The 25,889-nt window shown below is 65.1% G+C and carries 25 protein-coding genes; 9 read left to right on the top strand and 16 right to left on the bottom strand.

Annotated elements, in window-relative coordinates:
• Positions 1 to 54: 54 nt before the first annotated feature.
• The 3 genes from ACLQ7E_RS05955 (at position 55) to ACLQ7E_RS05945 (ending at position 2,532) form a co-directional block, all read left to right on the top strand.
• Positions 55 to 843 carry an ABC transporter substrate-binding protein gene (locus ACLQ7E_RS05955; RefSeq protein ID WP_411731652.1) on the top strand — a complete coding sequence of 263 codons (789 nt, stop codon included), beginning with the start codon at positions 55 to 57 and terminating at the stop codon, positions 841 to 843.
• 92 nt (positions 844 to 935) lie between these two features.
• The gene (locus tag ACLQ7E_RS05950) at positions 936 to 1,730 is read left to right on the top strand and encodes an amino acid ABC transporter permease (RefSeq protein ID WP_411731651.1); all 795 of its coding nucleotides are present in this window, start codon (positions 936 to 938) and stop codon (positions 1,728 to 1,730) included.
• A gap of 10 nt (positions 1,731 to 1,740) precedes the next feature.
• Positions 1,741 to 2,532 carry an amino acid ABC transporter ATP-binding protein gene (locus ACLQ7E_RS05945; RefSeq protein ID WP_411731650.1) on the top strand — a complete coding sequence of 264 codons (792 nt, stop codon included), beginning with the start codon at positions 1,741 to 1,743 and terminating at the stop codon, positions 2,530 to 2,532.
• A 177-nt stretch (positions 2,533 to 2,709) separates the two neighbouring features.
• On the opposite strand, the gene ACLQ7E_RS05940 is transcribed toward ACLQ7E_RS05945, so the two are convergent.
• The 4 genes from ACLQ7E_RS05940 to ACLQ7E_RS05925 form a co-directional block, all read right to left on the bottom strand.
• Positions 2,710 to 2,889, bottom strand: coding sequence for a hypothetical protein (locus ACLQ7E_RS05940; RefSeq protein ID WP_411731649.1), 180 nt, complete (start codon positions 2,887 to 2,889; stop codon positions 2,710 to 2,712).
• Between the two features lie 223 nt (positions 2,890 to 3,112).
• The gene (gene menD, locus ACLQ7E_RS05935) at positions 3,113 to 4,810 is read right to left on the bottom strand and encodes a 2-succinyl-5-enolpyruvyl-6-hydroxy-3-cyclohexene-1-carboxylic-acid synthase (RefSeq protein ID WP_411731648.1); all 1,698 of its coding nucleotides are present in this window, start codon (positions 4,808 to 4,810) and stop codon (positions 3,113 to 3,115) included.
• A 195-nt stretch (positions 4,811 to 5,005) separates the two neighbouring features.
• Positions 5,006 to 7,081 carry a PhoX family protein gene (locus ACLQ7E_RS05930; RefSeq protein WP_411731647.1) on the bottom strand — a complete coding sequence of 692 codons (2,076 nt, stop codon included), beginning with the start codon at positions 7,079 to 7,081 and terminating at the stop codon, positions 5,006 to 5,008.
• Between the two features lie 195 nt (positions 7,082 to 7,276).
• A complete protein-coding gene (locus tag ACLQ7E_RS05925) occupies positions 7,277 to 8,275 on the bottom strand; it encodes an o-succinylbenzoate synthase (protein WP_411731646.1) in 999 nt (332 codons plus the stop codon).
• A 211-nt stretch (positions 8,276 to 8,486) separates the two neighbouring features.
• Between ACLQ7E_RS05925 and ACLQ7E_RS05920 the strand changes: the two genes are divergently transcribed.
• The gene (locus ACLQ7E_RS05920) at positions 8,487 to 9,416 is read left to right on the top strand and encodes a phosphatase PAP2 family protein (protein ID WP_411731662.1); all 930 of its coding nucleotides are present in this window, start codon (positions 8,487 to 8,489) and stop codon (positions 9,414 to 9,416) included.
• Here the strand turns inward: ACLQ7E_RS05920 and ACLQ7E_RS05915 are convergent.
• From ACLQ7E_RS05915 to ACLQ7E_RS05890, 6 genes are all read right to left on the bottom strand, one after another.
• A complete protein-coding gene (locus tag ACLQ7E_RS05915) occupies positions 9,371 to 10,570 on the bottom strand; it encodes an MFS transporter (RefSeq protein ID WP_411731645.1) in 1,200 nt (399 codons plus the stop codon). The two genes, ACLQ7E_RS05920 and ACLQ7E_RS05915, sit on opposite strands and share 46 nt — an antisense overlap.
• A 21-nt stretch (positions 10,571 to 10,591) precedes the next feature.
• Positions 10,592 to 11,428, bottom strand: a complete 837-nt coding sequence (locus tag ACLQ7E_RS05910; protein WP_411731644.1) for an MBL fold metallo-hydrolase — start codon at positions 11,426 to 11,428, stop codon at positions 10,592 to 10,594.
• A gap of 151 nt (positions 11,429 to 11,579) precedes the next feature.
• Positions 11,580 to 11,780 carry a hypothetical protein gene (locus ACLQ7E_RS05905; protein WP_411731643.1) on the bottom strand — a complete coding sequence of 67 codons (201 nt, stop codon included), beginning with the start codon at positions 11,778 to 11,780 and terminating at the stop codon, positions 11,580 to 11,582.
• Positions 11,781 to 12,037: 257 nt separating this feature from the next.
• The gene (locus tag ACLQ7E_RS05900) at positions 12,038 to 13,486 is read right to left on the bottom strand and encodes a dihydrolipoamide acetyltransferase family protein (RefSeq protein ID WP_411731642.1); all 1,449 of its coding nucleotides are present in this window, start codon (positions 13,484 to 13,486) and stop codon (positions 12,038 to 12,040) included.
• A complete protein-coding gene (locus ACLQ7E_RS05895) occupies positions 13,483 to 14,577 on the bottom strand; it encodes an alpha-ketoacid dehydrogenase subunit beta (protein ID WP_411731641.1) in 1,095 nt (364 codons plus the stop codon). The genes ACLQ7E_RS05900 and ACLQ7E_RS05895 overlap by 4 nt, the downstream gene beginning before the upstream one ends.
• Entirely contained in the window at positions 14,574 to 15,743 is a 1,170-nt protein-coding gene (locus tag ACLQ7E_RS05890; RefSeq protein WP_411731640.1) for a thiamine pyrophosphate-dependent enzyme, read from the bottom strand. The genes ACLQ7E_RS05895 and ACLQ7E_RS05890 overlap by 4 nt, the downstream gene beginning before the upstream one ends.
• Before the next feature lie 216 nt (positions 15,744 to 15,959).
• On the opposite strand from ACLQ7E_RS05890, the gene ACLQ7E_RS05885 reads away from it, so the two are divergent.
• The 3 genes from ACLQ7E_RS05885 to ACLQ7E_RS05875 all read left to right on the top strand — a co-directional run bounded on the left by ACLQ7E_RS05885 (position 15,960) and on the right by ACLQ7E_RS05875 (position 18,778).
• Positions 15,960 to 16,409 carry an Lrp/AsnC family transcriptional regulator gene (locus tag ACLQ7E_RS05885; RefSeq protein ID WP_411731639.1) on the top strand — a complete coding sequence of 150 codons (450 nt, stop codon included), beginning with the start codon at positions 15,960 to 15,962 and terminating at the stop codon, positions 16,407 to 16,409.
• Positions 16,410 to 16,520: 111 nt separating this feature from the next.
• Complete coding sequence (locus ACLQ7E_RS05880) at positions 16,521 to 17,459, top strand: alpha/beta hydrolase fold domain-containing protein (RefSeq protein ID WP_411731638.1); 939 nt, start codon at positions 16,521 to 16,523, stop codon at positions 17,457 to 17,459.
• 41 nt (positions 17,460 to 17,500) lie between these two features.
• On the top strand, positions 17,501 to 18,778 hold the full coding sequence (locus tag ACLQ7E_RS05875) for an MFS transporter (RefSeq protein ID WP_411731637.1): 1,278 nt from the start codon (positions 17,501 to 17,503) through the stop codon (positions 18,776 to 18,778).
• Positions 18,779 to 18,863: 85 nt separating this feature from the next.
• Here ACLQ7E_RS05875 and ACLQ7E_RS05870 read toward each other — a convergent pair whose 3' ends face one another.
• The 6 genes from ACLQ7E_RS05870 to paaA all read right to left on the bottom strand — a co-directional run bounded on the left by ACLQ7E_RS05870 (position 18,864) and on the right by paaA (position 23,573).
• A complete protein-coding gene (locus tag ACLQ7E_RS05870) occupies positions 18,864 to 19,643 on the bottom strand; it encodes an enoyl-CoA hydratase/isomerase family protein (protein WP_411731636.1) in 780 nt (259 codons plus the stop codon).
• A gap of 88 nt (positions 19,644 to 19,731) precedes the next feature.
• Positions 19,732 to 20,928: a 1,2-phenylacetyl-CoA epoxidase subunit PaaE gene (paaE, locus tag ACLQ7E_RS05865; protein ID WP_411731635.1), complete on the bottom strand. Its 1,197-nt coding sequence runs from the start codon at positions 20,926 to 20,928 to the stop codon at positions 19,732 to 19,734.
• On the bottom strand, positions 20,925 to 21,410 hold the full coding sequence (gene paaD / locus ACLQ7E_RS05860) for a 1,2-phenylacetyl-CoA epoxidase subunit PaaD (RefSeq protein WP_411731634.1): 486 nt from the start codon (positions 21,408 to 21,410) through the stop codon (positions 20,925 to 20,927). The genes paaE and paaD overlap by 4 nt, the downstream gene beginning before the upstream one ends.
• A 19-nt stretch (positions 21,411 to 21,429) precedes the next feature.
• A complete protein-coding gene (gene paaC / locus ACLQ7E_RS05855; RefSeq protein WP_411731633.1) occupies positions 21,430 to 22,290 on the bottom strand; it encodes a 1,2-phenylacetyl-CoA epoxidase subunit PaaC in 861 nt (286 codons plus the stop codon).
• Positions 22,287 to 22,580 (bottom strand): 1,2-phenylacetyl-CoA epoxidase subunit PaaB, encoded by a 294-nt coding sequence (gene paaB, locus ACLQ7E_RS05850; RefSeq protein ID WP_411731632.1) that lies wholly within the window; start codon positions 22,578 to 22,580, stop codon positions 22,287 to 22,289. The genes paaC and paaB overlap by 4 nt, the downstream gene beginning before the upstream one ends.
• Positions 22,581 to 22,583: 3 nt before the next feature.
• A complete protein-coding gene (gene paaA / locus ACLQ7E_RS05845; protein WP_411731631.1) occupies positions 22,584 to 23,573 on the bottom strand; it encodes a 1,2-phenylacetyl-CoA epoxidase subunit PaaA in 990 nt (329 codons plus the stop codon).
• A 481-nt stretch (positions 23,574 to 24,054) separates the two neighbouring features.
• Here paaA and ACLQ7E_RS05840 point away from each other — a divergent pair, with 481 nt between their 5' ends.
• Both ACLQ7E_RS05840 and ACLQ7E_RS05835 read left to right on the top strand, forming a co-directional pair.
• Positions 24,055 to 25,101, top strand: coding sequence for a methionine ABC transporter ATP-binding protein (locus ACLQ7E_RS05840; RefSeq protein WP_411731630.1), 1,047 nt, complete (start codon positions 24,055 to 24,057; stop codon positions 25,099 to 25,101).
• On the top strand, positions 25,092 to 25,811 hold the full coding sequence (locus tag ACLQ7E_RS05835) for a methionine ABC transporter permease (protein ID WP_411731629.1): 720 nt from the start codon (positions 25,092 to 25,094) through the stop codon (positions 25,809 to 25,811). Before ACLQ7E_RS05840 ends, ACLQ7E_RS05835 begins: the two co-directional genes overlap by 10 nt.
• The last annotated feature ends 78 nt before the right edge of the window (positions 25,812 to 25,889 follow it).

The raw sequence follows: 25,889 nt of genomic DNA, 5'->3' as shown, positions 1-25,889 counted from the left end.
ATGATCACCAACGCAAACCCTGCGAGCGATCACCTAGAGAAGGATCACACTCCTATGCGGATTTCATCCAACGTGCTTAAGTCCCTTGCCGTGGCGGCAGTGGGCGTACTTGCCCTGACCGCCTGCGGCAGCAGCGACACCCCCGCTGCGTCGTCGGACGCCAACGCCCTCACCGTCATCAATGCCGGAAAACTCACCGTTTGCTCAGACATTCCGTACGAGCCGTTCGAGTTCGTCAAGGACGGCAAGAACGTCGGCTTCGATATGGACATTGCCGCGGAAATCGCCAAGGACTTGGAGCTCGAACTCAATGTGATCGATTCCGGCTTCGACTCCATCGAGTCGGGACTCTTCAGGACGCAGTGCGATATCGCGATTTCCTCGGTCTCCATCACCGATGCCCGCAAGGGAAACATGGATTTCTCCACCCCCTACATGGATGACGATCTGACCCTCGTCGCCAAGGAAGGCTCCGGGGTGACCGACCTGGAGTCCGCCAAGGGCAAACAGATCGGTGTGCAACAAGCCACCACGGGTGCGAAGTTTGCCCAGGAAAACGGCCTTGATGCCATCGGCTATGAGGACTCGGGTCTCCAGCTCGCTTCCCTGAAGGCCGGAACGACCGTTGCGACCTTGGGAAACCAGTCTGTGCTTGGCTACGCCATCAAGGATGATCCGACGCTCAAGCGCGTTGCCGACTTCAAGACCGGTGAACAGCTCGGCATCGCAGTGCCGAAGGGTGGAACGGTTGTGTTGGACAAGGTCAACACCACCCTCAAGCGCCTGACCGATGACGGCTCGCTGGCCAAGTACCAAGAGACCTGGTTCGGCGCTTCCAACTAGCAGCATCGACGTTTGACGCAAGCACTCAGGCGAGGCCCCGGCTCCCGAACGGATCTTGGGCCTCGCCACCTTTCACGGAAGGCTTCAATCCCATGGCCATGACAACTCGTCAACGCGCCCGATTAAGCAAACTTATACAGATCGTCATATTCATCGGCGTCATCGTGGCCGTGGTGCTGCAGATCGACTGGAAGATCCTCAACGACAATTTCTTCGCGTTCGACAAACTTGGCCCCATCTTCCCGGAACTGATTACCGTCGGGCTAAAGAACACCCTGTACTACACCGTGATCTCATTCGCGTTCGGCATCACTCTGGGGCTGATCCTGGCACTAATGAAGATGGCCAGCTTCGCACCCTATCGCTGGTTTGCCACGGGATTCATTGAATTCTTCCGTGGCGTGCCGGCAATCCTGGTCCTGATTACTTTTGGATACGGTGTGCCAACCGCGTTTCCCGGCACCAGCTGGCCGCAGCCGGTGGTCGTCATGGTTTCCCTTGGTCTGGTTGCCTCGGCCTATATCGCCGAAACCCTCCGAGCAGGACTCCAGGCCGTGCCCAAGGGACAGATCGAAGCGGCACGTTCGCTTGGCATGCCCGCGTGGCGCGCGATGGTGACCATCGTGATCCCGCAGGCATTCAAGATCGTCCTGCCTCCCATGACCAACGAAGTCATCTTGCTGACCAAGGATTCGTCGCTGGCCTTCATCCTTGGTGCGAGCATGGCCCAGTACGAGATGACCAAGTTTGGTCGCGACGGGATCTCCTCCCTGGGGGCCGGCATCACGCCGTTGATCGTGGCCGGTGCCCTGTACCTGGTGATCACCGTTCCGTTGAGCCTGGTCGCTCGAAAGTTCGAATCCCGTTCCGCACGGACGAAGCGATAGGGAAAGACTCATGACAGACAATTCCAACATCCCAGACGGTTTCAAGGCCTCAGGCGTTTCCATTACCGGGCTGCGCAAGTCCTACGGATCCAACGAGGTCCTCAAGGGCATTGACCTTGTGGTCAAGCCCGGAGAGGTCGTCTGCCTTATCGGTCCCTCGGGCTCGGGCAAGTCGACGCTGCTGCGCTGCGTCAATCTGCTCGAGCAGCCCAACGGCGGCACGATCCACGTTGGCGGCTTTGAAACCACCGACCCTGACGTCGATCTCGACAAGATGCGCCAAAAGGTCGGCATGGTGTTCCAGCAGTTCAATCTCTTCCCACACCTGACGGTGACCGAGAACTGCACCGTGGCACAGACCAAGGTGCTGAAGCGCCAAGCCAGTCAGGCCAAGGAAGTGGCCCAAAAGAATCTCACTCACGTGGGCCTGGCAGACTTTGGCGACCGGTACCCCGATGAGCTCTCCGGAGGCCAGCAGCAGCGCGTGGCCATCGCCCGGGCGCTGTCCATGGACCCAACGCTGATGCTCTTTGACGAGCCAACCTCGGCGCTTGACCCGGAAACCGTCGGCGAAGTGCTTGCCATCATGCGCTCGCTCGCCAAGGCCGGCATGACAATGCTGGTGGTGACCCACGAGATGTCATTCGCCAAGGAGGTCGCCGACCGGGTGATCTTCATGGACGGCGGAGTCGTCGTCGAAGAGGGCCCGGCCAAGGACGTCATCGGCAACCCTCAGCAGCCACGCACCCAGGACTTCCTCAAGCGCGTGCTCGATCCCACCCACGTGCAGATCGCAGAGTAGTTCCTGCAATGCCCGAGGGGCGGCTGGCAATCCATATGGATGACCAGCCGCCCCTCGCCCGTTAACACTCGCCCCGGTGGACCGCCTGCGGTTTCGCGTCCACATTGTCCTGGGCACCAAGACCGGACCAAGCCACCTCTTATGGACAGGTGCGTGCTTCTGCCCCAGAAGAAATGGTTAGCTTGCCCATCTCAGGGCTCCCGCAGTCAGCCCCGCTTTCCAGAAGTGTTGCAGGAACAGGAAGAGTCGCAACAGCGGAATGATTGCGGCCAGCGTGTCTATGACCACCACGGCCATCGGGACCTTGCCGTTGGAGGCGAACCAGGACAACAGGCCGACAGTTAACGGCTGAGGCAAGGAATCGTTGATGACCCTCGTCGAAAGCAGCTAGTTGTTCCAGATTTGGACGGCAGAAGTGCGGGCGTGCCACGCATCTTCCCGGCCCCGAACAGCGGTGCCGGATCCGCACCGCTGGCTCCGCAATAGGTCGCCAGCGCTTCAACGAATGACACCGGGCCCGCCCCGTGGATGCTCACCATTTCATCCCGGGGAGGGCCTGTCTGTTTCCTGCTGGATTGGCTTAGCGTGTTTCCGGCCAGGCCATCTCGTTGATTTGTGCGGTGATCCCTGCATGCATGGCGCGCAGGCCAGCACGTGGCACCGCGACCTCGATGATGCGGCGGCCACCGGGGGTCTGCAGCACGTTCCTGAGTTCCTCCACGGTGTTCACGGCCAGGAATTCCCATCCGTACGCCGCGGCCAGCGGCTGGATCCGCACCCGGTGCGGGGTGGCAAAGAGCCGTTCGACCGCATTGGCATAGCGCCCGGATTCCTCAACCGCACCGTGTTCGAGGGTGGAGAAGATGGCGCCTCCTGCATCATTCAGGACCACGACGTCCATCTCGGGTTCGGGTTCACCGTCGCCGATCAGCAACCCTCCCACATCATGCAGGAACGTCACGTCCCCGACCAGAAGTGTTGTCTTCCTGCCTCCACGCGCCTGGGCAATGCCCGTGGCGGTGGCCAGCGTTCCGTCGATCCCGGCCAGGCCCCGGTTTGCGTAGACCCTTGCGGCTGCCCGCTCCGCCGGGAGTCCGCAGAGGTCGGCATCGCGGATGACGTTGGAGGATCCCAGAACCAGGTTCCCGTGGGACAGGGCCCAGACTTCGCGAGCGACCACGGGGCCGTTCAGGCCACCGCTGGCGGCGACCGATACCTGGATGGTTTCCTCGGCCTGCCGGCCCAGACGCTGCCAGTGCCCCAGCCAGCCGTCGGGAGCAACCCCGGCGAACTCCACCAGTGCGGCGGGATCGGCGATGGTTTGCTCGCGCCTGCGTCCTCGTTCAAACCATGGGGCCGGTGCCGGCGACCAGAGCGCCGAGTCGATGTTCGGGTTGCCCAGCAGCATGCCGACCGGCCGGCTGAGGGTCGGTCGACCGAAGAGGACCACGCGTTCGATGCGTGCCATGTGTTTGGCCAGCAGCGTCCGATACGGGCCAATGGCGTTGGGCCCGAAGCGTGCGTTGGAACTCGGCTCGGCAAAGAGCGGCAGACCCAGAGTCCGGGCGAAATCCTCGGCTTCGGGGCCAGCACCGTGACCCGCAACCACCACCGTTCGGCGTTCCGACCCTGGCGTGCGGTTCCTCCACCCCAGGTCCGTGTTCGTTTCGAGCGCGACGGGCGGATAGGACACGTTGGCACCAAAATCCGGCAACCTGTCCCCGGGGGCAGGAACCAGCGGGTCCCGGAAGGCCACGTTGATCTGCACCGGGCCGGGTGCCACCGCGCCGGAACCCTGCGAGGATGCCAGGGCAGCGGCGACCGAGGATTCCGGGTTCGTCCCGGCAGGGATGTCGACGCTGCCGCGCACATGGGCGCCGAAGAGGTCGACTTGGTTGGTGGTCTGGTTGGCGCCGGTCCCGTGCAATTCGGTGGGGCGGTCGGCCGATAGCACCAACAGCCTGGCTCCGACGTGGTTGGCCTCCATGACCGCGGGAAGCAGCTCCCCCACCGCGGTTCCCGAGGTGGTCACCACCGGCACCGGCGCACCACTTGCCAGGCTCAGCCCCAGGGCGGTGAATCCCGCCACGCGTTCATCGATGCGCACGTGGAGGCGAATCGTTCCCGATGCTTCGGCCTCGGCAAGGGTGTAGGCCAGCGGGGCGCTGCGCGACCCGGGGCAGATCACCACGTCACGAACCCCGCGGGTCTGCAGAGCAGCCAGCAGCAGGCGGGCAACATCCATGGAGGCGAGTTCGGGGACGGAATCAGAAGGCATGTCTTCCATCCTAATTCCGACCCCGACCAGAACCGTTCCGCGGCCATTCGGAAACGGCGACGTATCGGACGGCACCCGGCCATTCCAGACAACGTGCAGCAAGATATCCTTCGGGCACGCAAAAGGCCCCCGGCCCCAATCGGCGGTGAACCGTTGGGACCGAGAGCCTTCTGGGCCGAAGGGTCTTGGCTACTACTAGTTCTTGGGCCCGTTGCCCTTGGCCGAGGAGAACACCTGGACCACCGAGGGACGCGGACCGTAAACCTCGCCGCGCTTGGCCTTCGAGGGGCTCAGCACGTAGTCGGGGAAGAACGATGTCGGGTCCTGGAAGGTGCCATTCTCGCCCGGATGCTGGACGGACACGAAGACCGAACCGTCGCGGTCGTGGATCAGCGGGCCGCAGGTTTCGGCCCCGGCCGGAACGGCCAGGAACTGCTCGACGCGGCCGCGCTCCGCACCGGTCAGCGTGACCTTGTGCAGGGCGTCGCAGTACCCGATGGTGCCGGGCTGCCCGTCGGTGGAGATCCAGAGGTTGCCTTTGGAGTCGAAGGCCAGGTTGTCCGGGCAGGAGATCGGGGAGACCTTGTCCTTCGGGTATCCGGAGAAGTAGGTGCTTTCGTCCTTGGACGGGTCGCCGGCCACCAGCAGGATGTTCCAGGCGAATTCGGTGGCCGTCGCGTCGTTGTTGCGCTCGGTCAGCTCGATGACGTGGCCGTCGCGGTTCTTCGTGCGCGGGTTCGCCTCGTCCACGGTCGCCTTGCCGGTCGTGTCGCGCTGGGTGTTGTTGGTCAGCGCGATGTACAGCTTTCCTGTGACCGGGTTCGTCTCCACGTCCTCGGGACGGTCCATCTTGGTGGCGCCGACCTTGTCGCCCGCCAGGCGGGTGTAGACGAGCACTTCCTCAACGCTCATGTCCGGAACCTTCGATTCCCCGTTGACGACCAGGGGAATCCAGGAGCCCGAGCCGTCGAAGGCACCGTCGGAAGGCACGGAGACCGACCCGTCGATTTCGGCGGCCGGGGAATTGCCGGTGAACTTGGCAACGTAGAGGTCGCCCTCGGAGAGCAGGGTCATGTTGTGCTTGCGGTCCCCTCGGCGGTACTTGGCCTTGGAGACGAACTTGTAGACGTAGTCGAAGCGCTCGTCGTCGCCCGAGTATGCAACGACGCGTCCGTCATCTGCGATCCGCACGTTGGCGCCCTCGTGCTTGAAGCGTCCCAGCGCGGTGTGCTTCACTGGGGTGGAGTTCGGGTTCTGCGGATCGATCTCCACGATCCAGCCGAAGCGGTTGATCTCGTTCTCGTAGCCCGGGTTGCGGGCGGAGAAGCGTGGGTCCACGTCTTCCCAGCCGCGCTCGGTGGCCTGGTCGGCAAGGCCGTAGCGAGCATCGGAGGCCGAACCGGTGCCGCGGAAGTACTGGTTGAAGTTCTCTTCGCCGGAGAGCACGGTGCCCCACGGGGTGGTGCCGCCGGCGCAGTTGTTCAGGGTGCCGAGAATCGTGAGTCCTGCCGGGTCGGCCACGGTCTTGAGCAGGTCCGATCCGGCGGCCGGGCCGTCGACGGCAAAGGCGGTGGTGGCGGTGATGCGGCGGTTGCGCTCGCCCCCGCGGACGTAGGACCAGGGCGTGCCGCTCTTGACCCGCTTGACCTCGACCACGGAGAACCCGTGGGCGGCCATGGCGATCTTCGCGGCCTCGGCCTTGTTGGACTCGAACCACACGGGATCGAACATCAGGTCTTCGTTGGTGTACTCGTGGTTTGCCACCAGCACGCCCGAGCGTCCGGAGTACTTGTCAACGATGATGTTCAGGTAGTCGTTGTTGTAGCCGAACTGGCCGGCCTGGCGCTTGGCGCTCTGGTTGGTGATGTCGAACTGCGCGGTGTTGTTGAATAGCGGGTCGCCCCAGCGGATGATCGTCGCCCAGTCGTAGCCTTCCGGAACCGTCATGGCGTCGGTGGTGCGCGGCACCGGGGCAATGGCCTTGAACCTCAGCTTGCCTCCGCCATTCGGGGCAACCAGGGTGTCGGCCTGGGCCGCAGCAGTGCCAAACGTGTCGACTCCGACCACCAGGGCGGCGGAAGCCACGGCCCCCAAGCCGAGGATGGAGCGGCGGCTCAGTGCCGAATCGGCAATGTCCCGGAAGTAGCTGTTTTCGCTGGTGTTGCAGACGTCCTTGGCGCAGGCATTGCCGCACTTGAAGTGGCAGGTTGCGGCATCGCGGTTTCCGCGGGTATGCCCGAGCATGGGTAGGAAGGTACGTGCGAGGCTCATGGTTTTCTCCGTACAACGCTATCGAGTGGATTACTTCGGTTCCAAGCGTTCCAGCCACCGGTGAGCGACGGGCCGCCGCAGGGTTAACGGCGGGAGACGGGCAGGTGTCGGTTTCGACCCATCGGGCTGAATTGTGAGGTGGATCTCGCCATCGCGCGTGCCTTGGCACCGGACGATGGCGGTTCCCTGCTTCGGTTAGGCGTTTGCCCTGCACAACTCCTCGTGGCAGTCGGCCAGCCGCTGCCGCCAGAAGGCCAGGCGCTCGGCGGAGACCGCGTGCCGGCGCACCAGTTCCGGGTCGGCAATGATGTCCCGCAGCTGCAGGGCGCCGTTGACGGCGATGAACCTGTCGGCGGTGATGTCGGAGGAGAAGAGCGAGCCGGTGGCCAGCCCACAGGCGTAGGGCAGCTCCGGCAGCGCGGCGGCCAGGGCCGCGCCCTGCCGCAGGCCGATGGAGGTGTCTAGCGCCGAGGAAACCACGGCCGGCAACCCTGCGTCGCGCACGATTTGGATGGCCCGGCGCACCCCGCCCAGCGGCTGTGCCTTGATCACGATCAGGTCGGCAGCGCCCGCGCGGGCCACCGCCAGCGGATCGGATTCCTTGCGCACCGATTCATCCGCGGCAATCAAGATTCCCAGTCCGCGCCGGGCCACCTCTTCGCGCACCCGGGCCAGCCCCTCGATGCCGGCAACCGGTTGCTCGGCGTATTGCAGTTTGAAGCCTGCCAGCGCTTCCAACGCAGCCATCGCCGCGGCGTGGTCCCACCCGGCGTTGGCGTCGATGCGAATCGCCGCCTCCGGGAGCAGCCGGCGGACCTCTGCCACCCGGGCGAGGTCCTGGGCGAGGTCCTGGCCCGCTTCGGCGACCTTGACCTTGATGGTGTGCGTTGCATCGTAGGAGGCCAGGACGGCCTCGACCCGCTCCGGACCCACGGCCGGAAGCGTGGCGTTGACCGGAACGCTGCTGCGCACGGGTTCCGGGTACCCCTCCCAGGCCGCCTCGATGGCCGAGCGCAGCCAGGAGGCCGCCTCGGTGGCGCCGTACTCCAGGAAGGGCGAGAATTCGCCCCAGCCGGCCGGTCCCTCAAGGAGCATCGCCTCGCGGTGCCGCACCCCGCGGAATTGCACAGTCATGGGCAGGGACACCACGTGCGAGGCGTTGATGAGCTCGTCAAGATCGGGCAGCTGGTTCATGGTTTCCAGCCTATCCGTCGCAACACCTGACACGGCGCCGCCGCTTCTCCCTTCAGCTTCGGCCCCGGGTGCAAAGTTGTGCACCGTCCATCCGAGTGGACCGCCGAAGGCATTGCGCGGGCCCGTTCCAGGGCGTGCCGACCCGGCGAACCCATGGGATAAAGCCCACGTTCCGGGCCCGCAGCGACGAAATTGTGAAATCCTAGTGGCCATGACATCCTCCGCCAAGCATTCGCCGAACGCCGCTCCGGGCCGCGCCTTGTGGCCATGGTACGGCGCCCTTGTGCTTCTGGCCGCCGCCTTCTGGGCGTGCTACATCTTCTTCGTCCACACGAAACTGGGGCAGTGGATCGACGAGGCAGCGCTCCTGGGCGGGGAGGCATTTCTGGCCGCTGACAAGACCCGCGGCCCGGCCCTGGCGTTCCTTGACTACATGCCCGCGGCATCGGCCCTGCTGGCCGGCGGGTTCATCCTCTTCGCCCTGGTTCGGAGGCGCGATTTCCTCCGCCCGATGGTGGCCGGTGCGCTGCTGTTGGGCGCCGCCGGCTCCACCCAGCTGCTCAAGCACGTGGTGCTGGACCGGCCGGACCTGAACATCTCGGGGGCTTCCATGAACTCGTTCCCCTCCGGGCACACGACCTTTGCCGCTGCCGCCATGGCCGCAATCTTCATCGTCACCCCGGAGGCGCAGCGGCCCCTTCTCGCCTTGCTGGGATGGGGTTATGCCGCCATCGCGGGGGCCTCGACCCTCGTGCTGGGTTGGCACCGACCGAGCGACGTGATCGCCGCCTATCTGGTGGTGGCCTGGTGGAGCGTTCTGGCGGGATTGTTCCTGCGCCATGCGCACGGGAGTTCCGCGGCCTCGGAGACCGCCGGGCATGGCACGCGGCCCGCGCCGGAAAGATTCCTTCGGGCCCTGGCCACCCTGGGTGCACCGGCCGCGGCAGGTGCCCTGGCCCTGGCCCTGTTGATGCCGCACCCGGCCATCGGAACCGTGGGGAACGTGCAACTGCTGCTGTTCCTGGCGGTTGGCCTGGCCCTGGTCCTGGGCACCGCCGTGGTCACGGGCTTGTTCGTGCACGTGCTTTTTGCCCGTTACGGGGCACCCATTCGCCGGCGGTTGGTCCGCGGAATAAAGTAGCCAAAGATCCCTGCTCCCAGCAGTGCGACCCCTCCGATTGCCCATACCCCGGCACCCAGGGTCGCCGTGGCCACGAGGGCCGCAAGCACCACCGGCCCGGCCATCGCCCCGGAGTCCGACATCAATCGCCACAGCCCCAGGAACTTCGCCCTGCCGGCCACCGGGGAATAATCGGCACCCAGTGTCATCACGATGCCCGAACCGATCCCGTTGCCGAATCCCAGCACCATGGCCACGGCCATCATGGTCGGCACGCTGTGGGTCATTGGCAGCAGGAACAACGCCACGGCCATCACCACCATGCACGGCACTGCGACCCACACCCGCCCGCGCTTGTCCATGACCTTGCCCGCGGGGTAGAAAATGAGCATGTCAATGGCTCCGGAGACGCCGTAGATCAGGGAAATGGTCGCGGCGTCGAGCCCGAGGTTTTCGCCCCACAACGGAAGCACGACCTGGCGGGTGGAGCGCACCGCGGTAATGCACACGACGCCGAGCCCGATCCCCAGCAGGGTCCGCCAGTGGTCCTTGGCGATGCTCCACATGGATCCGCCGGCGCGGCTTTGGCCGGCTTCCAGCGGGGCGCGCGACACAAGGTCAGGGATCCTGAAACACACGATCATGGCGATGAACATCGCGCCCATCCCCACCCAGTAGGCCCCCGCAATGCCCAACCATTTCATGGCCAGGGTGGCGGCAAAGGGCCCGATGAACACCCCGATGCGCATCACGCCGCCCAGGGTCGACATGGCCCTGGCCCTGAATGCCAGCGGAACGGCTTCGGCCAGATACGTTTGCCGGGCCAGGTTGAACACTGCACCCGCCATGCCCAGCATGGTGACACCCACCGCAAACAGGCCGAGGTTCGAGGGGACGATGCCCAGCACCATGCCCAATGATGCCCAGCCGGCGGCGGCGACCATGCCCATGCGCTCGCCGAATTTCGTCGTCAGCATCGCGGCCGGGACATTGGAGAGCAGGGAGCCGACCCCGACCAGGGTGACGATCAGCGCGGCAGTGGCCAAATTGGCACCGCGGTCCAGGGCGGACAGGGCGATGATGGGCGTTACCGCGCCCAGGCCCAACCCGTACAGCAGTGAGGGTGAGTACACTTTCACCGCGATCCGACGCAGGTTGAAAGGTTGCTCACTCATGCATTCATCCTACGCAACCGGCTATGGCAATAATTCGCGCAGTCTTTGCAGGAAGATCGTTGACTGTTCAGGTCCGTAGGGCAGCAATTCCAGCTGGTACGCGGTGGGGTCGAAGCTTCCGGCCGGCCAGGACGCCACGATTTCCTTCCCCTCCCGGAGGGCGGCAAGCATTTCCCGGTGTTGCCGGCGAACGAAGTCCAGGTCCACCACGTTGCCGTGCCCCGGAACGATCACCGTGTCCTGCTCGCATTGCCGCTCGAGCCTGTCCAGCAGCTCTGCCCAGAGAAATGGATCGGCGTCCTCGAAGTTTGGAGGGCCTCCCTCCTCTACCAGGTCCCCGGTGAAGAGGATCCGGCCGCAGCGCACGAGCAGGTCCCCGGCGGTATGCCCGCGCCCCATGCCAAAGACTTCCAGGGTCCTGCCGCCCAGCTCCAGCGTCGTGCCGGTCTCGGCAATGATCTTGGTTGGTACCACGATGCTCGAGTAGGGCCCCTGGCGCATGGCCATTTCCGGTTCAAGGAAACGCACCAATTGGCGTTCCTCATTGCCATGTCCGCGCAGGTGTTCGACCGCGGCGGCACTGGCGTGGAAATCCTCCACGCCATGGGCCGCAAAATAGTTGTTTCCAAAGACGTGGTCGCCGTGGGCATGGGTGTTGATCACAAGCAGCGGAAGATCGGTGATCCGGCGAATCGCGGCATACAGTCCTGCAGCCTCGCGCGGGCCGGAACCTGTGTCGATGACCGCGGCCAGGTCTTCGCCCACGATGAGCCCGGTATTCATGGAGAAACCCTTATTGAGCATTCGCCAGCAGTGCGCGTCCAGCTGTTCCACGTTGGGGACTAATGGTTTCATCATGGCGGGATCCCCTTTTCTCGGTGCCGGTCACAGCCGGTGTTTCGGCGATATCCACATTCTTCACGAAAAAGCGCCCCGACAAAATCAGTTCCCCGGTGACCGCATGGCCGTCCTCGGGGAACGCTGTCGCACTGCCTTGGAAAGGCAGTTGCTAGGGAACGGTGATCTTGATCTTGCCGAAGGGGACGTTCTCGTCCACGAAGGCCTGTTCGGAGTGGCCTCCGAGCCCGCGGATGTGAACGCCGTATTTGCCTTCCGCGACCGACTCCCGGAAGATCGGCATAATCGTATCGACGTGGAGTTCGTCTTTGCCAACAAGGTAGTGCTCGTATTCAGCGGGTAGCTTGTCCATGGCATCAGGATAGTAGGTCGGCGCCTCTTGCAATAGGGGTGGCGACGAAGAAGAACAAGACGTCAGCCAGCCAATGCGTGAGACGGCCCGGATAATGCCCAAACACCCGTTGCACTGTGTCTTCCCGGATGCACATGTGGGGTTGCCGGGCACCCGGAAATTCCGCCTGTCCCGCGGTGGATTCACAGGTGCCCGCGGCGGAGGTCCATGAAGAACCTGCCGCCGCGGGCACCTGTTTGGCCGCGATTTGTGGACAGCTACAGGTCCGCCAGCACCGCCGCCGGGTTTTCCATGGCGTCGGCCACGAAGCGCAGGAACCCCGCTGCCGTGCCGCCGTCACAGACCCGGTGGTCGAAGGCCAGCGTCAGCTCGGTGACCTTGCGCACCGCGAGTTCCCCGCCAACTACCCACGGCTTGTCGATGATCCGTCCGACTCCCAGGATGGCGACCTCCGGATAGTTGATGATGGCCGCGGACCCATCGACGCCGAAGACCCCGTAGTTGTTCAGGGTGAACGTGCCACTGGTGAGTTCGGCGACCGTGGCCTTGCCGGTCCGGGTGACCTCGGTGAGCCGGGCCAGTTCGGCGTTCAGGCCGCGGGCGCTGAGCCGCTGCGCATTGCGGATGGCCGGGACCATCAGGCCGCGATCGGTCTGCGCGGCGATGCCCAGGTTGATGCCGTCGAAGCCGATGATCTCGGCGTCCCCTTGGGCGTTGTGTTCGATACGGGTGTTCAGTGCCGGATACTTTTGCAGCCCGGCCACCACGAAGCGGGCAATGAACGCCAGGATTCCCGGGGTGTTCTCCGGGTCGGTGGCCTTCATCGCCGCACGCAGCTGCAACAGGTTCGTCGCATCCACGTCGACCCACACCGTCGCCTCGGGGATTTCGCTCCGGGACCGGGTCATGGCCTGGGCAATGGTCTTGCGCACGCCGCTGATCGGGGTCCTGGAGGATATTGCCAGGCCCGAGCGCGCATCGAGTTCTTCCGAGCTCGCGGCGGCAGCAGGCGGGGCCGTTGCCGGTGCGGCGGCGGTGACGCCCACCGGCTCCGGAGCGGAAACGGCGGCCGGAACGGTCGTGGCCGCAGATGCCGCCTCGATGTCCGAACGCAGGATCAGTCCGTCGGGACCGCTGCCGGTGAGCTTGGCAATCTCGATGCCGCGGTCCCTGGCCAGCTTGCGGACCAAGGGCGAGATGACCAGCGGGGCACTGCGTGGATCCGCGACGACTGCACGTTCCGGGACGTTCGGGGCCGGGGCGTTGGCGGCACCGGGACGCGGGCGGCGCTTGCGCGCCTTCGCGGAAAGCCCATCCGGGGTGCCGTAGCCAATGAGCACGTTGCCCGACCCTTCGCTCTCAGGGCTCTTGGTCCCGGCGCGTTCCTCGTCCCGGTAGTTCTGGGCGACCTCGCGCACCGGTGTCGTGGCCCGGGGTTCCGGGACAGCCGCGGGCGCGGTGGCGCCTTCTTCCAGCACCGAAAACAGTGGCGAGTCGACCATGACCATCTCGCCGACGCTGCCATGGAGTTCATGCACGGTTCCGGCATAGGGGCTGGGCACCTCCACCATTGACTTCGCGGTTTCGACCTCCGCGATGGGCTGGTCGATGACGATGGTGTCGCCGACGGCGACCAACCACTTCACCAGCTCGGCCTCGGTCAGGCCCTCACCCAGGTCCGGCAGCAGAAAGGTTTTCACACTCATGCCCCTTCCTCCCATTGCAAGGCATCGACGGCATCCAGGATGCGGTCCACGGATGGCAAGTAGTACTTCTCCAGTTTGGGCGCCGGGTACGGAGTGTCGAATCCGGTCACGCGCAGCACCGGTGCGGCGAGGGAATGGAAGCACCGCTCCTGGATCCGGGCGACGATTTCGCTGGACACCGAGGCGAAGCCCGGGGCCTCCGCGATGACCACGGCGCGCCCGGTCTTGCGTACCGAGGCGCAGATGGTGGCGTCATCCAGCGGGACGATGGTGCGCACGTCGATGACCTCGAGGCTGCGCCCCTCCAGGGCCGCGGCCTCTGCGGCTGCCATGGCTGTGGAGACCGAGGGCCCGTAGGCGATGAGCGTGGCGTCGGTGCCGGAGCGTGCGATGGCTGCCCGTCCCTCGGTCGGCGGCACGGCGTCGGTCTCGTGCGAAACGCGAAGTGCGTCCAGGTCCACCTGCTCCTTGGTCCAGTACAGCTTCTTGGGTTCCATGAAAATGACCGGGTCCGGGGAGTCGATGGCCTCGCGCAGCATCAGGTAGGCATCGCCAACCGTGGCCGGGGTGAACACCTTGAGCCCCGGAGTGTGCGCGTAGTAGCTTTCGGAGGAATCGCAGTGGTGCTCCACTCCCCCGATGCCGCCGGCATACGGGATGCGGATGACCATCGGCAGCGGCATCCTGCCCTTGGTCCGGTTGTGCATCTTGGCCACGTGCGAGGCGATCTGTTCGAACGCCGGATAGGCAAAGGCGTCGAACTGCATTTCAATGACCGGGCGCATGCCGTTCATCGCCATGCCGATGGCCATGCCCACGATGCCGGATTCCGCCAGGGGCGTGTCGAAGCAGCGGTCCGTGCCGAAGCGCTTGGTCAGTCCGTCGGTGATGCGGAAGACGCCACCGAGGATCCCGACGTCCTCACCGAAGACCAGGACCGAATCCTCGGCGGCCATGGAGTCGGCCAGGGCGGTGTTCAGTGCCTTGGCGAAGGTCACGGGCTGGGTTCCGGTGTCTGCGGTGCGCGCCGCGGCAGCGGCGGTGGCCGCACTGACGTTGGCCGCCGGGGTTGTGGTTACCGTGGCGCTCATTTTGCGTCCTCCTCGCGGGCGAGTTCGTCGGAGAGCATTGCCGCTTGCTCTCTCAACTGGGTGGTTTGGGTCGAATAGACATGGGCGAAGAGGTCGGCCGGATCCGGGGTGTTTTCCGAGTTCATGCCGTCGCGCAGGGATTGGGCCACGGCCTCGGCGCTGGCGGTGATCCGTGCCTCGGTGGCCTCGGGCAGCAGCCCGGCCTCAACGAGGTAGCCGCGCATGCGGGTGACAGGGTCCTTGGCTAGCCAGCCCTGGACCTCTGCATCCTCGCGGTAACGGGTGGCGTCATCGGCGTTGGTGTGCGCCTGCATCCGGTAGGTGTGGGCCTCGACCAGCAGCGGGCCGTTGCCCTCGCGGGCCAGGCGCACCGCACGACCCAGCACGGCCAGCAGGGCCACGAGGTCGTTGCCGTCAACGCGCTCGCCGGCCATGCCGTAACCGACCGCCTTGTGGGCCAGGGACGGGGCAACCGACTGCTGGGAGAGCGGAACGGAGATCGCGTATTGGTTGTTCTGGACGAAGAAGATCACCGGCAGGTTGAAGACCGCGGCAAAGTTCAGCGCCTCGTGGAAGTCGCCCTCACTGGTGGCGCCGTCGCCACACATGGCCAGCACCACGGTGTCTTCGCCGCGCAGCTTGGCCGCGTGGGCAACGCCCACGGCGTGCAGCAATTGGGTGGTCAGCGGGGTGGACTGGATGGACACCTTGTATTTCTTCGGGTCGTACCCGCTGTGCCAGTCCCCGCGGAACCCTGCCATGACCTCCATGGGAGCGACACCCTTGGCCATGACTGCAACGGTGTCCCGGTAGGTGGGGAACATCCAGTCGTCCTCTCCCAGGCACAGGGCCGCAGCGACCTGGGCTGCCTCCTGTCCGTGGCTGGAGGGGTAGACGGCCATGCGGCCTTGGCGCACCAAGGCGGAGTTCTGGTCATTGACCCGGCGTCCGATGACGAGCTGCTCATAGGCGTCCACCAGTGCCTTGGGGCTGGGCAGCGGATATTCGTGCCCCGGCTCCGCACCCTGCTCCCCCGCGGGGTGCAGCTTGCCGTTGATATCAAGCATGTGGATTTCGGTGCGCGCCGGGAGCATGTAGTCCTCGGGCGTGATCCCGAACTTGCTACTCACCTGCTGGATTGCTTCGCGCGCTTCTGTGTTTGTCACGGTTCACGCCTTTCTGCTGTTATCGGTGACGCAGGTGTCCGGACAGGCCTGTCGCCGCGTCAGTTCTTGTCTCAAGTATGGGTATTTTCGATGAAATGTATCCAGCTTCTTGGAACATTCTGGAAAACTGCGCATGAGATCTATATTCTTGAAGACGGATCGAAAGTGTGACCGTCGCTACATGATGGTTTTTGGACAAAGTGAAAGAGGCATTTGATGGAGACTCCCCCAGTTCGACTCGACGAGGTGGATCGGCGCATCCTGGAGGAGCTAACCAAGGACGGCCGCCAGTCCGTGACCACCGTCGCGCAAAAGGTCCACGTCTCCCGTGCGCACGCCTACTCGCGGATCAACCGCCTGCAGGACGAGGGTGTCATCACCCGCTACACCGCCGTCGTCGACCCGCTGCGCGCCGGCCTGCGGGCCAGCGCCTACGTGACACTGAAACTGCGCCAGCACTCCTGGCGGGAGATGCGCGAGCGGCTCGCCGCAATGCCCGAGGTGCACCACGTGGGGCTGGTCGGCGGCAACTTCGACGTGATCCTGTTGGTCAGGGCGCGGGACAACGTCGATCTGCGCCGGGTCATCTTTGACCAGCTGCAGTCAATGCCCGGGGTGCTGGACACCCAGACGTTCCTGATCTTCGAGGACGTCGACACCCGCTGATCCAACTGCTCCATCCAGCGGCGGTGGTACGTTCGCATAGTCAGAGGCGCCCGGCGCTGCCTGGCAGAGGACAAACTTGCAGCCATTTCCGTTCCCATCCAGGAGTGCCCCGTGCCGAGTCTTGCCAGCCGCATGATGCCGCCAGTGTTGCGCGCCCTCGGCTACCGGCGTCGCTTCGCCAGCCCCCAGGCCACGACGAAACTCATCGCGGCACGGCGGTTGCGCCCCCTCCCCTATGGACCGCCGCGCCGGCTTCCGGCCGGCGTGGACATACGGATCAGTCACGACAGCGACTGGCCCATCTATGAAGTGCTGCCTGTCGGGGCTGTACCCCGGGGACAGATCGTCTATGTTCACGGCGGTGCGTGGATCAACCAAATTGCCATCCAGCATTGGCAATTTGTTGCAGAACTCGCTGCTGCCACCGGATCCCGGGTACTGGTCCCCATCTACCCCCTTGCCCCACGGGGCACCGCGGCCACGGTTGTTCCGCGGGTCGCCGAGCTGCTGTTGGAACTGGCCGCGGGGCATGGCGCGGAAAACGTGTCGGTCATCGGCGACTCGGCGGGCGGGCAAATCGCACTTTCGGCTGCCCTTCTGGCTCGTGACCGCGGCATGCCCCTCGCCCACACCGTACTCATTGCGCCGGCGCTTGACCTCAGGCTGAACAATCCCGACATCGACGCAATCGAACCGAACGACCCGTGGCTGGTCCGCCCGGGTCTGCGAACGGCTGTCGAGCTTTGGCGCGCGGGGCTGCCGCTGGACGACCCCGTGGTTTCCCCGCTGTTCGGCGATTTGGCAGGGCTCGGCCCACTGACGGTGTTTGTCGGCACCCGCGACATCACCCATCCCGACTGTGTCCTTCTGGTCTCCAAGGCCCAGGGCGCCGGAGTCGCCACGGAATTCCACGAGGCTCCCGGCATGGTGCATGTCTATCCGTTGCTGCCCATTCCGGAAGGGCGGAGGGCACGGCGCACCATTGCACGACTGTTGCAGCAAGCACCGGCATCCGGGGCGTACACCCGGGCGGCGGATCCCCCGCGTTAGCATCGGGTTCAAGCCACCCCTACGACGAATGACGGTTCCCCATGAGTGAGCGACGGGCCCCGGAGAAGGCGGCCGTGTCATTGCCCGGGCTGCGAAACAGACCCGGCTTCGTCACCCTGATGGTTTCGGTGGCCTTCGGAGCCATCTCCTCCGGCGTCCTGAATGTGGCCAACGACTTGGTCGCCATCTACGCCCTCGGTGCCAGCGCCACCCAGATCGGAATCCTCAATGCCTCCGAATCGGTGGCCTTCCTGTTCTTGGCCATCCCGGCAGGAATCATCCTCGATCGGGTCAACCGCATCAAGACCATGGTCTGGGCACAGCTGGCAGCGGGCTTGTCGATTCTTTCTGTTCCGCTGGCATGGGCGCTGGGTGGTCTGGGCTACCCGCAGCTGGTGCTCGTTTCCTTCCTGGTGGGTGTGGCGGGCATGTTGTGGGGCGTGGGTTCCGGTTCTGCAATACCGGGCATCGTGGGCCGAGACTTGGTCTCCACGGCGTTTGCCCGGAAGGAAACCGTCGACACCTCGGTGGGGATCACCTCCCCGGGACTGGCAGGTGTCCTGGTGGCCATGGTGTCGGCACCGTTCACCCTGATCGTGGCCGGGGCCGCGAATCTTCTCGCCGCGGCAACCCTGCTCTGGGGCTTCCGCACAACAGCGGACTCCTCCGCTCCCCTTGAAGAACCGCCACCGCGGATCGGCTTCAGGCAGTCCTTCGGGGATGGACTTCGATTCACGCTTAGGCACCCAACGATTCGCGCCCTGGTTTCCTCCTCGGCGATCACCAATATGGCCCTGGCCTTCGGTTCCGCCATTGAAACCCTCTTCTTCGTCACGGTCCTGGGCTTCAGCCCCCAGGCCATCGGGCTGGTCATCTCAACGATTGCCGTCGGCGGGCTGCTCGGTTCGTTGGCGGTTCCGGCGCTGGTGACGAAACTGGGCGAGCACAAGGTTCTCGCGCTTTCGGTACTCTGTCTGCCGCTGGCGGTCGTGATGATTCCGCTGGCGGGCAGTTCCAACGATGGCGCGCTCATCCTGGTCATCGGCCATTCGGTGCTTTACAACGCGCTCATGGTTTCCTACAACGCCACCGCCTATGGACTGCTGGCCAAGGCCACACCCGAGACAATGATGGGGCTTCAACAGGGATTCCGTTTGGTGTTCACCATGGGACCGGTTCCCGTGTTGGGGATCATCGGCGGGCTGGCTGGCGATGCGCTGGGACTGCAGCCGGCCATGTGGATCTGGGTGGGCGTGACGGCGTTTGCCACGTTGCCGTTGCTTGCGTTGCTGCGAAGCGACAACTGGCCGGAACGTTAGACCCCGACTCCATTTGACGCCCGGTGCAAAGCAGACAACGCCACCGCCGTTGTTGGCGGCGCCGCTCAATCCTGGCTGCAGCAACCTAGCCCTTGAAGACGGGCTTCCTCTTTTCCTGGAAGGCCAGGAAGCCCTCGGCGTAGTCGTCGGTCGCGCACAAGTCTGCTTGGGCCTGGTTCTCGTTGGCCATCGAGTCCCACAGCCCCAGGCGAGCGTCGCGAATCTCGGCGACCAGTTCCTTCGAGGCCCGGAAGGCACCGGTGGCACCGGAGGCAACCTTGGCGACGATCCGTCGCGTGGTCTCCAGCAATTCGTCGGCAGGCATGGCACGTGAGAAGAGTCCGGAGGCCACCGCGTCGGCACCGCTGATCAGCTCCGCGGTATAGATCAGATCCAGCGTGCGGTGCGTGCCCAGGCGCTCGGTGAACAGCCAGTGTCCACCCGAGTCCAGGGTCGCGCCCAGGTTGGCGAAGGGCGAACCGATCTTCGCATTCTCGGCCACGTAGACCACGTCGGTGGCGATGGCCAGGCCCAGCCCGGCCCCGAGGCAGGCCCCCTGCACCGCGGCGAAGGTGGGCGCCGGGAAGGAAGACATCTTCGCCAGCAGCGGCTGCACCTTGCCGCCCAGGTAGCCCATGACGTCGTCGTCGGCAGGAACCACCCCGGAGATGTCGCGTCCGGCGCAGAAGCCGCGGCCCTCGCCGCGCAACAGCAGGGCGCGCACCTCGCCGGTTTCCACACCCTCGGCGGCCTTGTCATAGGCCGCTTCCAGTTCCGCCAGTGCCGCCTCGTTCAGCGAGTTCATCTTTTCCGGGGCGTTGAGCACGATCTCCGCCACGCCGCCGGAAATGTTCAGTTCAATCATCGTGGGTCCGTTCGCTGAGGGTTTCTCGGGTCCTATGGCAAGGATCCACGCGCCTGGGCGGATGGATCCTTGCCGGTGTGGTTGGTGCCTAGGCGTCGTAGTCGACCAGGACGCGTTCGGTCGTGGGGCGCGACTGGCAGGTCAGCACATAGCCCTTCTCGATCTCGTCGGGTTCCAGGGCGAAGTTCTCGTCCATGGCCACGCTGCCCTCCACGACCTTGGCGCGGCAGGTGCCGCACACGCCGCCGGCGCAGGCGAACGGGACATCCGGGCGCACGCGCAGGGCCGCGTTGAGGATCGTTTCGCGGGCGTGGACAGGGCTCTTGACCTCGCCCTGCAGTCCGTCGAGCTTGAACGCGATCTGCAAGGTCGCATCCGACTCGTCGATGATGACCGGGCGGCCGATGTTTCCCTCGGGGCGGTGGGGCTCTCCGGTGGTGAACAGTTCGTAGCGGACCTTCTCGGCGGGCACGCCCTGAGCGGCGAGGTTGTCGCGCACCAGCTGGACCAGTTCGAAGGGGCCACAGAGGAACCATTCATCGACCTGGTCGGTGCGGATGACCGCACCGAGCAACTTGTTCAACTTCTCGGCATCGATGCGACCCGAGAGCAGTGGGGAGATGCGCTGTTCGCGGCTGAGCACATGGTGCAGGGCAAAGCGGGCCGGGTAGCGGTCCTTGAGGTCGGCCAGTTCCTCCAGGAACATCACGTCCATGGCTGCCTTGTTCGCGTAGATGAGATCGAAGTGCACGTTCGCATTGGCTGCCAGGACCGTGCGGGCGATGGCCATGACCGGGGTGATGCCCGATCCGGCGGCCACGGCAACGAAGGTGTCCTCGGTTTCCAGGTCGATGTCCCCGGGATCATTCATCGCGTTCATCTTGTGCTTGGAGATGAAGCCGCCGGTGGGGCTCATGACATCCATGGTGTCCCCGGCACGCAGGGATTCGTTCGCCCAGGTGGAGAAGATGCCGCCGATGTCGCGCTTGATGGCCACGTGGATGGCGCCGGCGGTGGGCTCGGCGCAGATGGAGTAGCTGCGGCGCAGCTCCACGAGGTTGCCCTCGGCGTCCTCCAGTTCCTTGCGCAGGGCCACGTACTGGCCCGGCAGGTAGTCGTACTGGCCGGCGAGGTCCGCGGGGACCTCGAAGATGACCTCGATGGCGTCGGCGGTGAGCCGGCGGACCTCGGAGACCGTGAGGGTGTGGAATGTGGTCCGGCGGCGGCCCGGGACCTCTGGGTCAACATCCTGCGGGCTGGGCAGGGAGGCAGTCGTGTCTGTCATGAGAGCACCTTGAAGTAGTCGAAGGGTTCCAGGCAGTCCTTGCATTGGTACATGGACTTGCACGAGGTGGAACCGAAGCGGGAAAGTTCCTTGGTATTCAGCGAGTGGCATTGCGGGCACTTCACGCCCAGGCCCAGGGTCACCGGCCCGCGGTGGCCGGTGCCCGTGGGCGGGGCGATGCCGTAGGCCTGGAGCTTGGCCTTGCCGGACTCTGTCATCCAGTCGGTGCTCCAGGCCGGGGAAAGGACCAGGTTGACCCGGACCTTCTCAAACCCGGAGGCCGTGAAGACGGTTCCGAGGTCCTCGGTGATTGCGTCCATCGCCGGGCATCCCGAGTACGTGGGGGTGATGGTGACAACTACGGTGTCGCCCTGAAGCTCCACGTCCCGCAAGATCCCCAGGTCCGCGATGGTGAGCACCGGGATCTCGGGGTCGGTCACGCGCGCGGCGATCTCGCGCAGCTCGGTGATGGTGGCAATCATGATCTTTACTGTCCTTTGCTTACCAGGTGGCGCCGGGGTGCTTGCGCGCCAGCACCTGCATCTCGGCCAGAATGAAGCCGAGGTGTTCGGAGTGCTCTCCGCGGCGGCCGCGGGCCATCGCGAACGGAACGGTGGGGAGCTCGAGTTCCGCGTCATGCAGCACGGCGGTGAATTCCTCTTCCCAGGCCGCGCGCAGCGAGGAGGGGGCCACGGCGACGTCGCCCAGGGCGGCGTGCAGTTCCTCGTCCTCGAACATCTCCCCCACGTAGGGCCACAGGATATCCAGGGCGTGGCGCATCCGGCGCGCCGATTCCTCGGTGCCGATGCCCAGCCGCAGCGTCCAGGCGATGGCGTGGTCTCGGTGGTAGTCGACCTCCTTGACGGCCTTGGCGCTGATGGCAGCGATGGTCGGGTCGGTCGATTCCAGCAGCGCCGTGTAAAGCAGGTGCTGGTAGATGGAGATGATCAGTTGGCGCATGATCGTCACGCCGAAGTCGCCGTTGGGTTGTTCGACGATGTGCAGGCAGCGAAAGGCCTCTTCCTCGCGCCAGTAGGCCAGGTCGTCCTCGGTCTTGTCCCAGGCCTTGGCGGCGTAGGAAAGGAAGGATCGGGCGTGGCCCAGCTGGTCAAGGGCGATGTTGCCCAGGGCGATGTCCTCCTCGATCTCCGGTCCGCGCGAGATCCAGTGCGAGAGCCGCTGGGCCAGGATCAGGGCGTCGTCGCCCAGGCGCAGGGCGTACTCGGCGACCTGCTCGCTGGGCTTTGCCTGCGCGATGGCGATGTCCTCGGGGCGCAGCGCGTTGCCCGGGGTGACGCGGGTGGCTGAGGCCGTGGAGTCGCCGAAGCTGTCCAGCGAATGGTCGATGTCGTGTGCGCTCACAGGTGCTTCACGCCCTCACTCTTGGTGTAGTACGTTGCGTGGCGGTAGTCCTTGCCCTGCGGGGACTCGAAGTACATGCCCTTGGCGTCGGGGTCCGAGGCGATGATGTCGGTGCTGGCCACGACCCACAACGAGATGCCTTCGTTGCGGCGGGTGTACAGGTCCCGGGCGTTCTTCAGTGCCATCTCGGAATCCGGTGCGTGCAGGGATCCGGCATGGACGTGCGAGAGTCCGCGGGAGGAACGGACGAATACTTCCCAGAGCGGCCAGGTGCCTTGTTTTTCGGTCATGAGTTATGCAACCTCGGTCTTTCGAGCCATCTTTGCCGCATATGCCGCGGCAGCTTCGCGCACCCAGGCGCCTTCATTGTGTGCATCGCGGCGGCGCTGCAGGCGCTGGGCGTTGCAGGGTCCGTTGCCGGCGATGACTGCCTTGAACTCGACCCAGTCCAGGTCCATGTGCTTCCAGGTCCCGGTTTCCGCGTCGAAACGCAGCTCGGGGTCCGGCAGGGTCAGCCCCAGCACCTTGACCTGCTCGACGATCATTCCCACGAAGCGCTGGCGCAATTCGTCGTTGGAGAACCGCTTGATCTTCCACGCGGTGGACTGGCCCGAGTTCGGGGAGTCGGAATCCGGCGGACCGAACATCATCAGCGAGGGGGCGTAGAAGCGGTTGATTGCGTCCTGCGCCATCTTCTTCTGTGCCTGCGTGCCGTTGGCCAGTTCCAACAGGATCTCGAAGCCCTGGCGCTGGTGGAAGGACTCCTCCTTGCAGATGCGCACCATGGCCCGGCCGTAGGGACCGTAGGAGGCGCGGCACAACGGGACCTGGTTGGCGATGGCCGCGCCGTCGACGAGCCAGCCAATGGCGCCCATGTCTGCCCAGGAGCGTGCCGGGTAGTTGAAGATCGAGGAGTACTTGGCCTTGCCCGTCATCAACTGGTCGTTGAGCGTATCGCGCGGCGTGCCGAGGGTCTCGGTGCCCGAATACAGGTAGAGGCCGTGTCCCGCCTCGTCCTGCACCTTGGCCATGAGGATGGCCTTGCGCTTGAGCGACGGGGCCCGCGTGATCCAGTTGGCCTCGGGCTGCATCCCGATGATTTCGGAGTGCGCGTGCTGTGACATCTGCCGCGTCAGGGTCTTGCGGTATGCCTCGGGCATCCAGTCGCGCGGTTCGATGCGTGAATCCTCGGCAATGATCGCGTTAAAGCGTTCCTGCCCTGCTTGCTCCTCAGGAGAAAGTACCGCGGATAGCGATCCGCCGCTTTCTTGCTGTGCAGCCATAGTGCTCACCTCACTGTGACAAAAGATTATTTACTGACCGTTCGTTCAGAATATGCGGACGACCGCCTTTTCGTCAATCGCGGCGCGTCCGCAGGTCGCCATCGCGACACCCCGAAATTGCCGGGGCGCGGTGTCGCGCGCCCGTTTGCCGGCCGCGGGGAACCGCGGGCACCCTACACGCCCACGGCCGCCGCGTCCGCTCGAAACGTGGCCGGGGCGGGCCAGAAATCGGGGTTTCGGTGCGTGACATGCCCCAACCGGCCAGCGGCATGTTTGTGACGCGAAAAGTCGCCACCGCCGTTTCTGTCGTCACCGAACGCAATAAATGGCGCACCCGAACCCGCCCGTGTGACGCAAGAAGTCGTAGCGTGCCCCTGAGTGACAGACCCATGGCCGAGGCCATTCCCCGCGGCGCAGAATTGACCATCCCCTCGCGGCAACCGACTCCCATCGGTGCCAACCCTGCACGGAAAGCCATCGCATGATCAGCCTGAAGAACCTCACCAAGGTCTACGGACACGGAGAAAAGTCCGTCACCGTCCTGGACAACCTGGAGATCGAAGTCGCAAACGGTGAAATCCTCGCCATCGTCGGCCCCTCGGGCGCGGGCAAATCAACCCTGGCCCAGTGCATCAACCTCCTGGAGCGTCCCACCTCCGGACAGGTGATCGTCAACGGCGAGGACCTGGCCCAGCTTCCCGAACGCAAATTGCGGGTTGCCCGGCGCCGCATCGGCACGATATTCCAGTCGGCCAGCCTGCTCTCACGCCGCACCGCTGCAGAGAACATCGCCCTGCCGCTGCAGTACCTGGGCGTGACCCCGGCGGAAACCAAGTCGCGGGTCGGTGAGCTACTCGAACGAGTGGGGCTCTCCCATCGGGCAAGCCACTACCCCTTTGAGCTTTCCGGCGGCCAGCTGCAGCGCGTGGGCATTGCCCGGGCCTTGGCCCTGCGTCCCTCGGTGCTGCTCTCCGATGAGGCAACCTCGGGCCTGGACCCGGAAACGACGCGATCGGTGGTCTCGTTGCTGCGCCAGTTGCGCGACGACCTGGACCTGGCGGTCGTGTTCATCACCCACGAAATGGACACGGTGCTGCACGTCGCCGATTCCGCCGCGCGACTGGAGAACGGCAGGATCACCGAACAGGGGTCCCTGGTCAACCTGCTCACAGACCACGACTCCGCCCTGGGACGGGCGCTACAACCACACCTGTCACCGGCCGAACCCGGGGCAGGATCCCGTGCCTGGCACGTCACCTACGATTCGCGGACAGTGCCAACCGACTGGCTCCAGCTGGTCTCGGCCGAGCTTCAGGAACCTGTGGCGCTGCTGGCCGCCACGATCCAAAGCATCGACGGAACCAGCACCGGCAACGCAACGGTGGGGCTCAGCTCCCCCGCGCCCCTGGCCATCGCAGCCTTCTCGCGCCACGGGCTGCGGGCAGTCCCCCGGGAATCCGCCATCCCGAATTCCGCCCTCACCAACTCGTCCGCTCCACGACCCACGGAGGACCTCCAATGGGCATAGACATTTCCGCAGCTGTCCAGATCCGCGCGCTCTCCGACACCGCCTTGGCCGACCTGCCGGCACTACTGCTGCCCGCGCTCGGCGAGACCCTGACCATGGTCGGCATCGTGATGATCATCGTCATCCTGGCGGGAACCCCGATCGCCGTTTCCCTGCACAACATGGCCCCGGGCGGACTCTTTGAGCACCGCGGCACCTATTCGGTGCTCAGCTGGATCGTGAACATCGGCCGATCCCTGCCGTTCCTGGTTCTCATGGCAGCGATCGTCCCGTTCACCCGGTTCGTCACCGGCACCAACATCGGCATTGCCGCCGCGGTGGTTCCCATGTCGCTGGCGGGGATCCCGTTCTTCGCCCGGCTCGTGGAGAACTGTTTGCGAGACGTCCCGCTCTCGGTCACCGCTGCCGCACGCGCCTCGGGCGGTTCGCCCTTGCAGATCATCCGCAGTGCGCAGCTTGGCGAGGCGGTCCCGGCAATCCTGGGCGGGCTGACCATCAACACCATCGCGATGATCGAGTACTCGGCGATTGCCGGAACCATCGGCGCAGGAGGCATCGGCTACGTCGCTGTCACCTACGGCTACCAGCGCTTCGACCAGACCGTCATGCTTGCGACCGTGATCCTGCTGATCCTCATGGTCACCATCGTCCAGCTCACCGGCGACGCCCTGGTGCGGGCAACCACCCCGCACAAGCGCCGCCGCGCATAGGCACCGCGCCGCCCGCGCCCTCGCATTCTTCCTTTCCTTCCCGACACTCGTCCGTTCACTCCCCTGCCCGAAAGGTAG

The sequence above is a fragment of the Paeniglutamicibacter sp. genome, from assembly GCF_046714615.1.
GTDB lineage: Bacteria > Actinomycetota > Actinomycetes > Actinomycetales > Micrococcaceae > Paeniglutamicibacter.
This window is presented reverse-complemented; position numbering and strand designations above follow the sequence as displayed.

Excerpts from the sequence above, each read along its gene's own strand:
- ACLQ7E_RS05955 (WP_411731652.1), top strand. The coding sequence starts at position 55 with ATGCGGATTTCATCCAACGTGCTTAAGTCCCTTGCCGTGGCGGCAGTG.
- ACLQ7E_RS05950 (WP_411731651.1), top strand. The coding sequence starts at position 936 with ATGGCCATGACAACTCGTCAACGCGCCCGATTAAGCAAACTTATACAG.
- ACLQ7E_RS05945 (WP_411731650.1), top strand. The coding sequence starts at position 1,741 with ATGACAGACAATTCCAACATCCCAGACGGTTTCAAGGCCTCAGGCGTT.
- menD (WP_411731648.1), bottom strand. The coding sequence starts at position 4,810 with ATGCCTTCTGATTCCGTCCCCGAACTCGCCTCCATGGATGTTGCCCGC.
- ACLQ7E_RS05930 (WP_411731647.1), bottom strand. The coding sequence starts at position 7,081 with ATGAGCCTCGCACGTACCTTCCTACCCATGCTCGGGCATACCCGCGGA.
- ACLQ7E_RS05925 (WP_411731646.1), bottom strand. The coding sequence starts at position 8,275 with ATGAACCAGCTGCCCGATCTTGACGAGCTCATCAACGCCTCGCACGTG.
- ACLQ7E_RS05920 (WP_411731662.1), top strand. The coding sequence starts at position 8,487 with ATGACATCCTCCGCCAAGCATTCGCCGAACGCCGCTCCGGGCCGCGCC.
- ACLQ7E_RS05915 (WP_411731645.1), bottom strand. The coding sequence starts at position 10,570 with ATGAGTGAGCAACCTTTCAACCTGCGTCGGATCGCGGTGAAAGTGTAC.
- ACLQ7E_RS05910 (WP_411731644.1), bottom strand. The coding sequence starts at position 11,428 with ATGATGAAACCATTAGTCCCCAACGTGGAACAGCTGGACGCGCACTGC.
- ACLQ7E_RS05905 (WP_411731643.1), bottom strand. The coding sequence starts at position 11,780 with ATGGACAAGCTACCCGCTGAATACGAGCACTACCTTGTTGGCAAAGAC.
- ACLQ7E_RS05900 (WP_411731642.1), bottom strand. The coding sequence starts at position 13,486 with ATGAGTGTGAAAACCTTTCTGCTGCCGGACCTGGGTGAGGGCCTGACC.
- ACLQ7E_RS05895 (WP_411731641.1), bottom strand. The coding sequence starts at position 14,577 with ATGAGCGCCACGGTAACCACAACCCCGGCGGCCAACGTCAGTGCGGCC.
- ACLQ7E_RS05885 (WP_411731639.1), top strand. The coding sequence starts at position 15,960 with ATGGAGACTCCCCCAGTTCGACTCGACGAGGTGGATCGGCGCATCCTG.
- ACLQ7E_RS05875 (WP_411731637.1), top strand. The coding sequence starts at position 17,501 with ATGAGTGAGCGACGGGCCCCGGAGAAGGCGGCCGTGTCATTGCCCGGG.
- ACLQ7E_RS05870 (WP_411731636.1), bottom strand. The coding sequence starts at position 19,643 with ATGATTGAACTGAACATTTCCGGCGGCGTGGCGGAGATCGTGCTCAAC.
- paaE (WP_411731635.1), bottom strand. The coding sequence starts at position 20,928 with ATGACAGACACGACTGCCTCCCTGCCCAGCCCGCAGGATGTTGACCCA.
- paaD (WP_411731634.1), bottom strand. The coding sequence starts at position 21,410 with ATGATTGCCACCATCACCGAGCTGCGCGAGATCGCCGCGCGCGTGACC.
- paaB (WP_411731632.1), bottom strand. The coding sequence starts at position 22,580 with ATGACCGAAAAACAAGGCACCTGGCCGCTCTGGGAAGTATTCGTCCGT.
- paaA (WP_411731631.1), bottom strand. The coding sequence starts at position 23,573 with ATGGCTGCACAGCAAGAAAGCGGCGGATCGCTATCCGCGGTACTTTCT.
- ACLQ7E_RS05840 (WP_411731630.1), top strand. The coding sequence starts at position 24,055 with ATGATCAGCCTGAAGAACCTCACCAAGGTCTACGGACACGGAGAAAAG.
- ACLQ7E_RS05835 (WP_411731629.1), top strand. The coding sequence starts at position 25,092 with ATGGGCATAGACATTTCCGCAGCTGTCCAGATCCGCGCGCTCTCCGAC.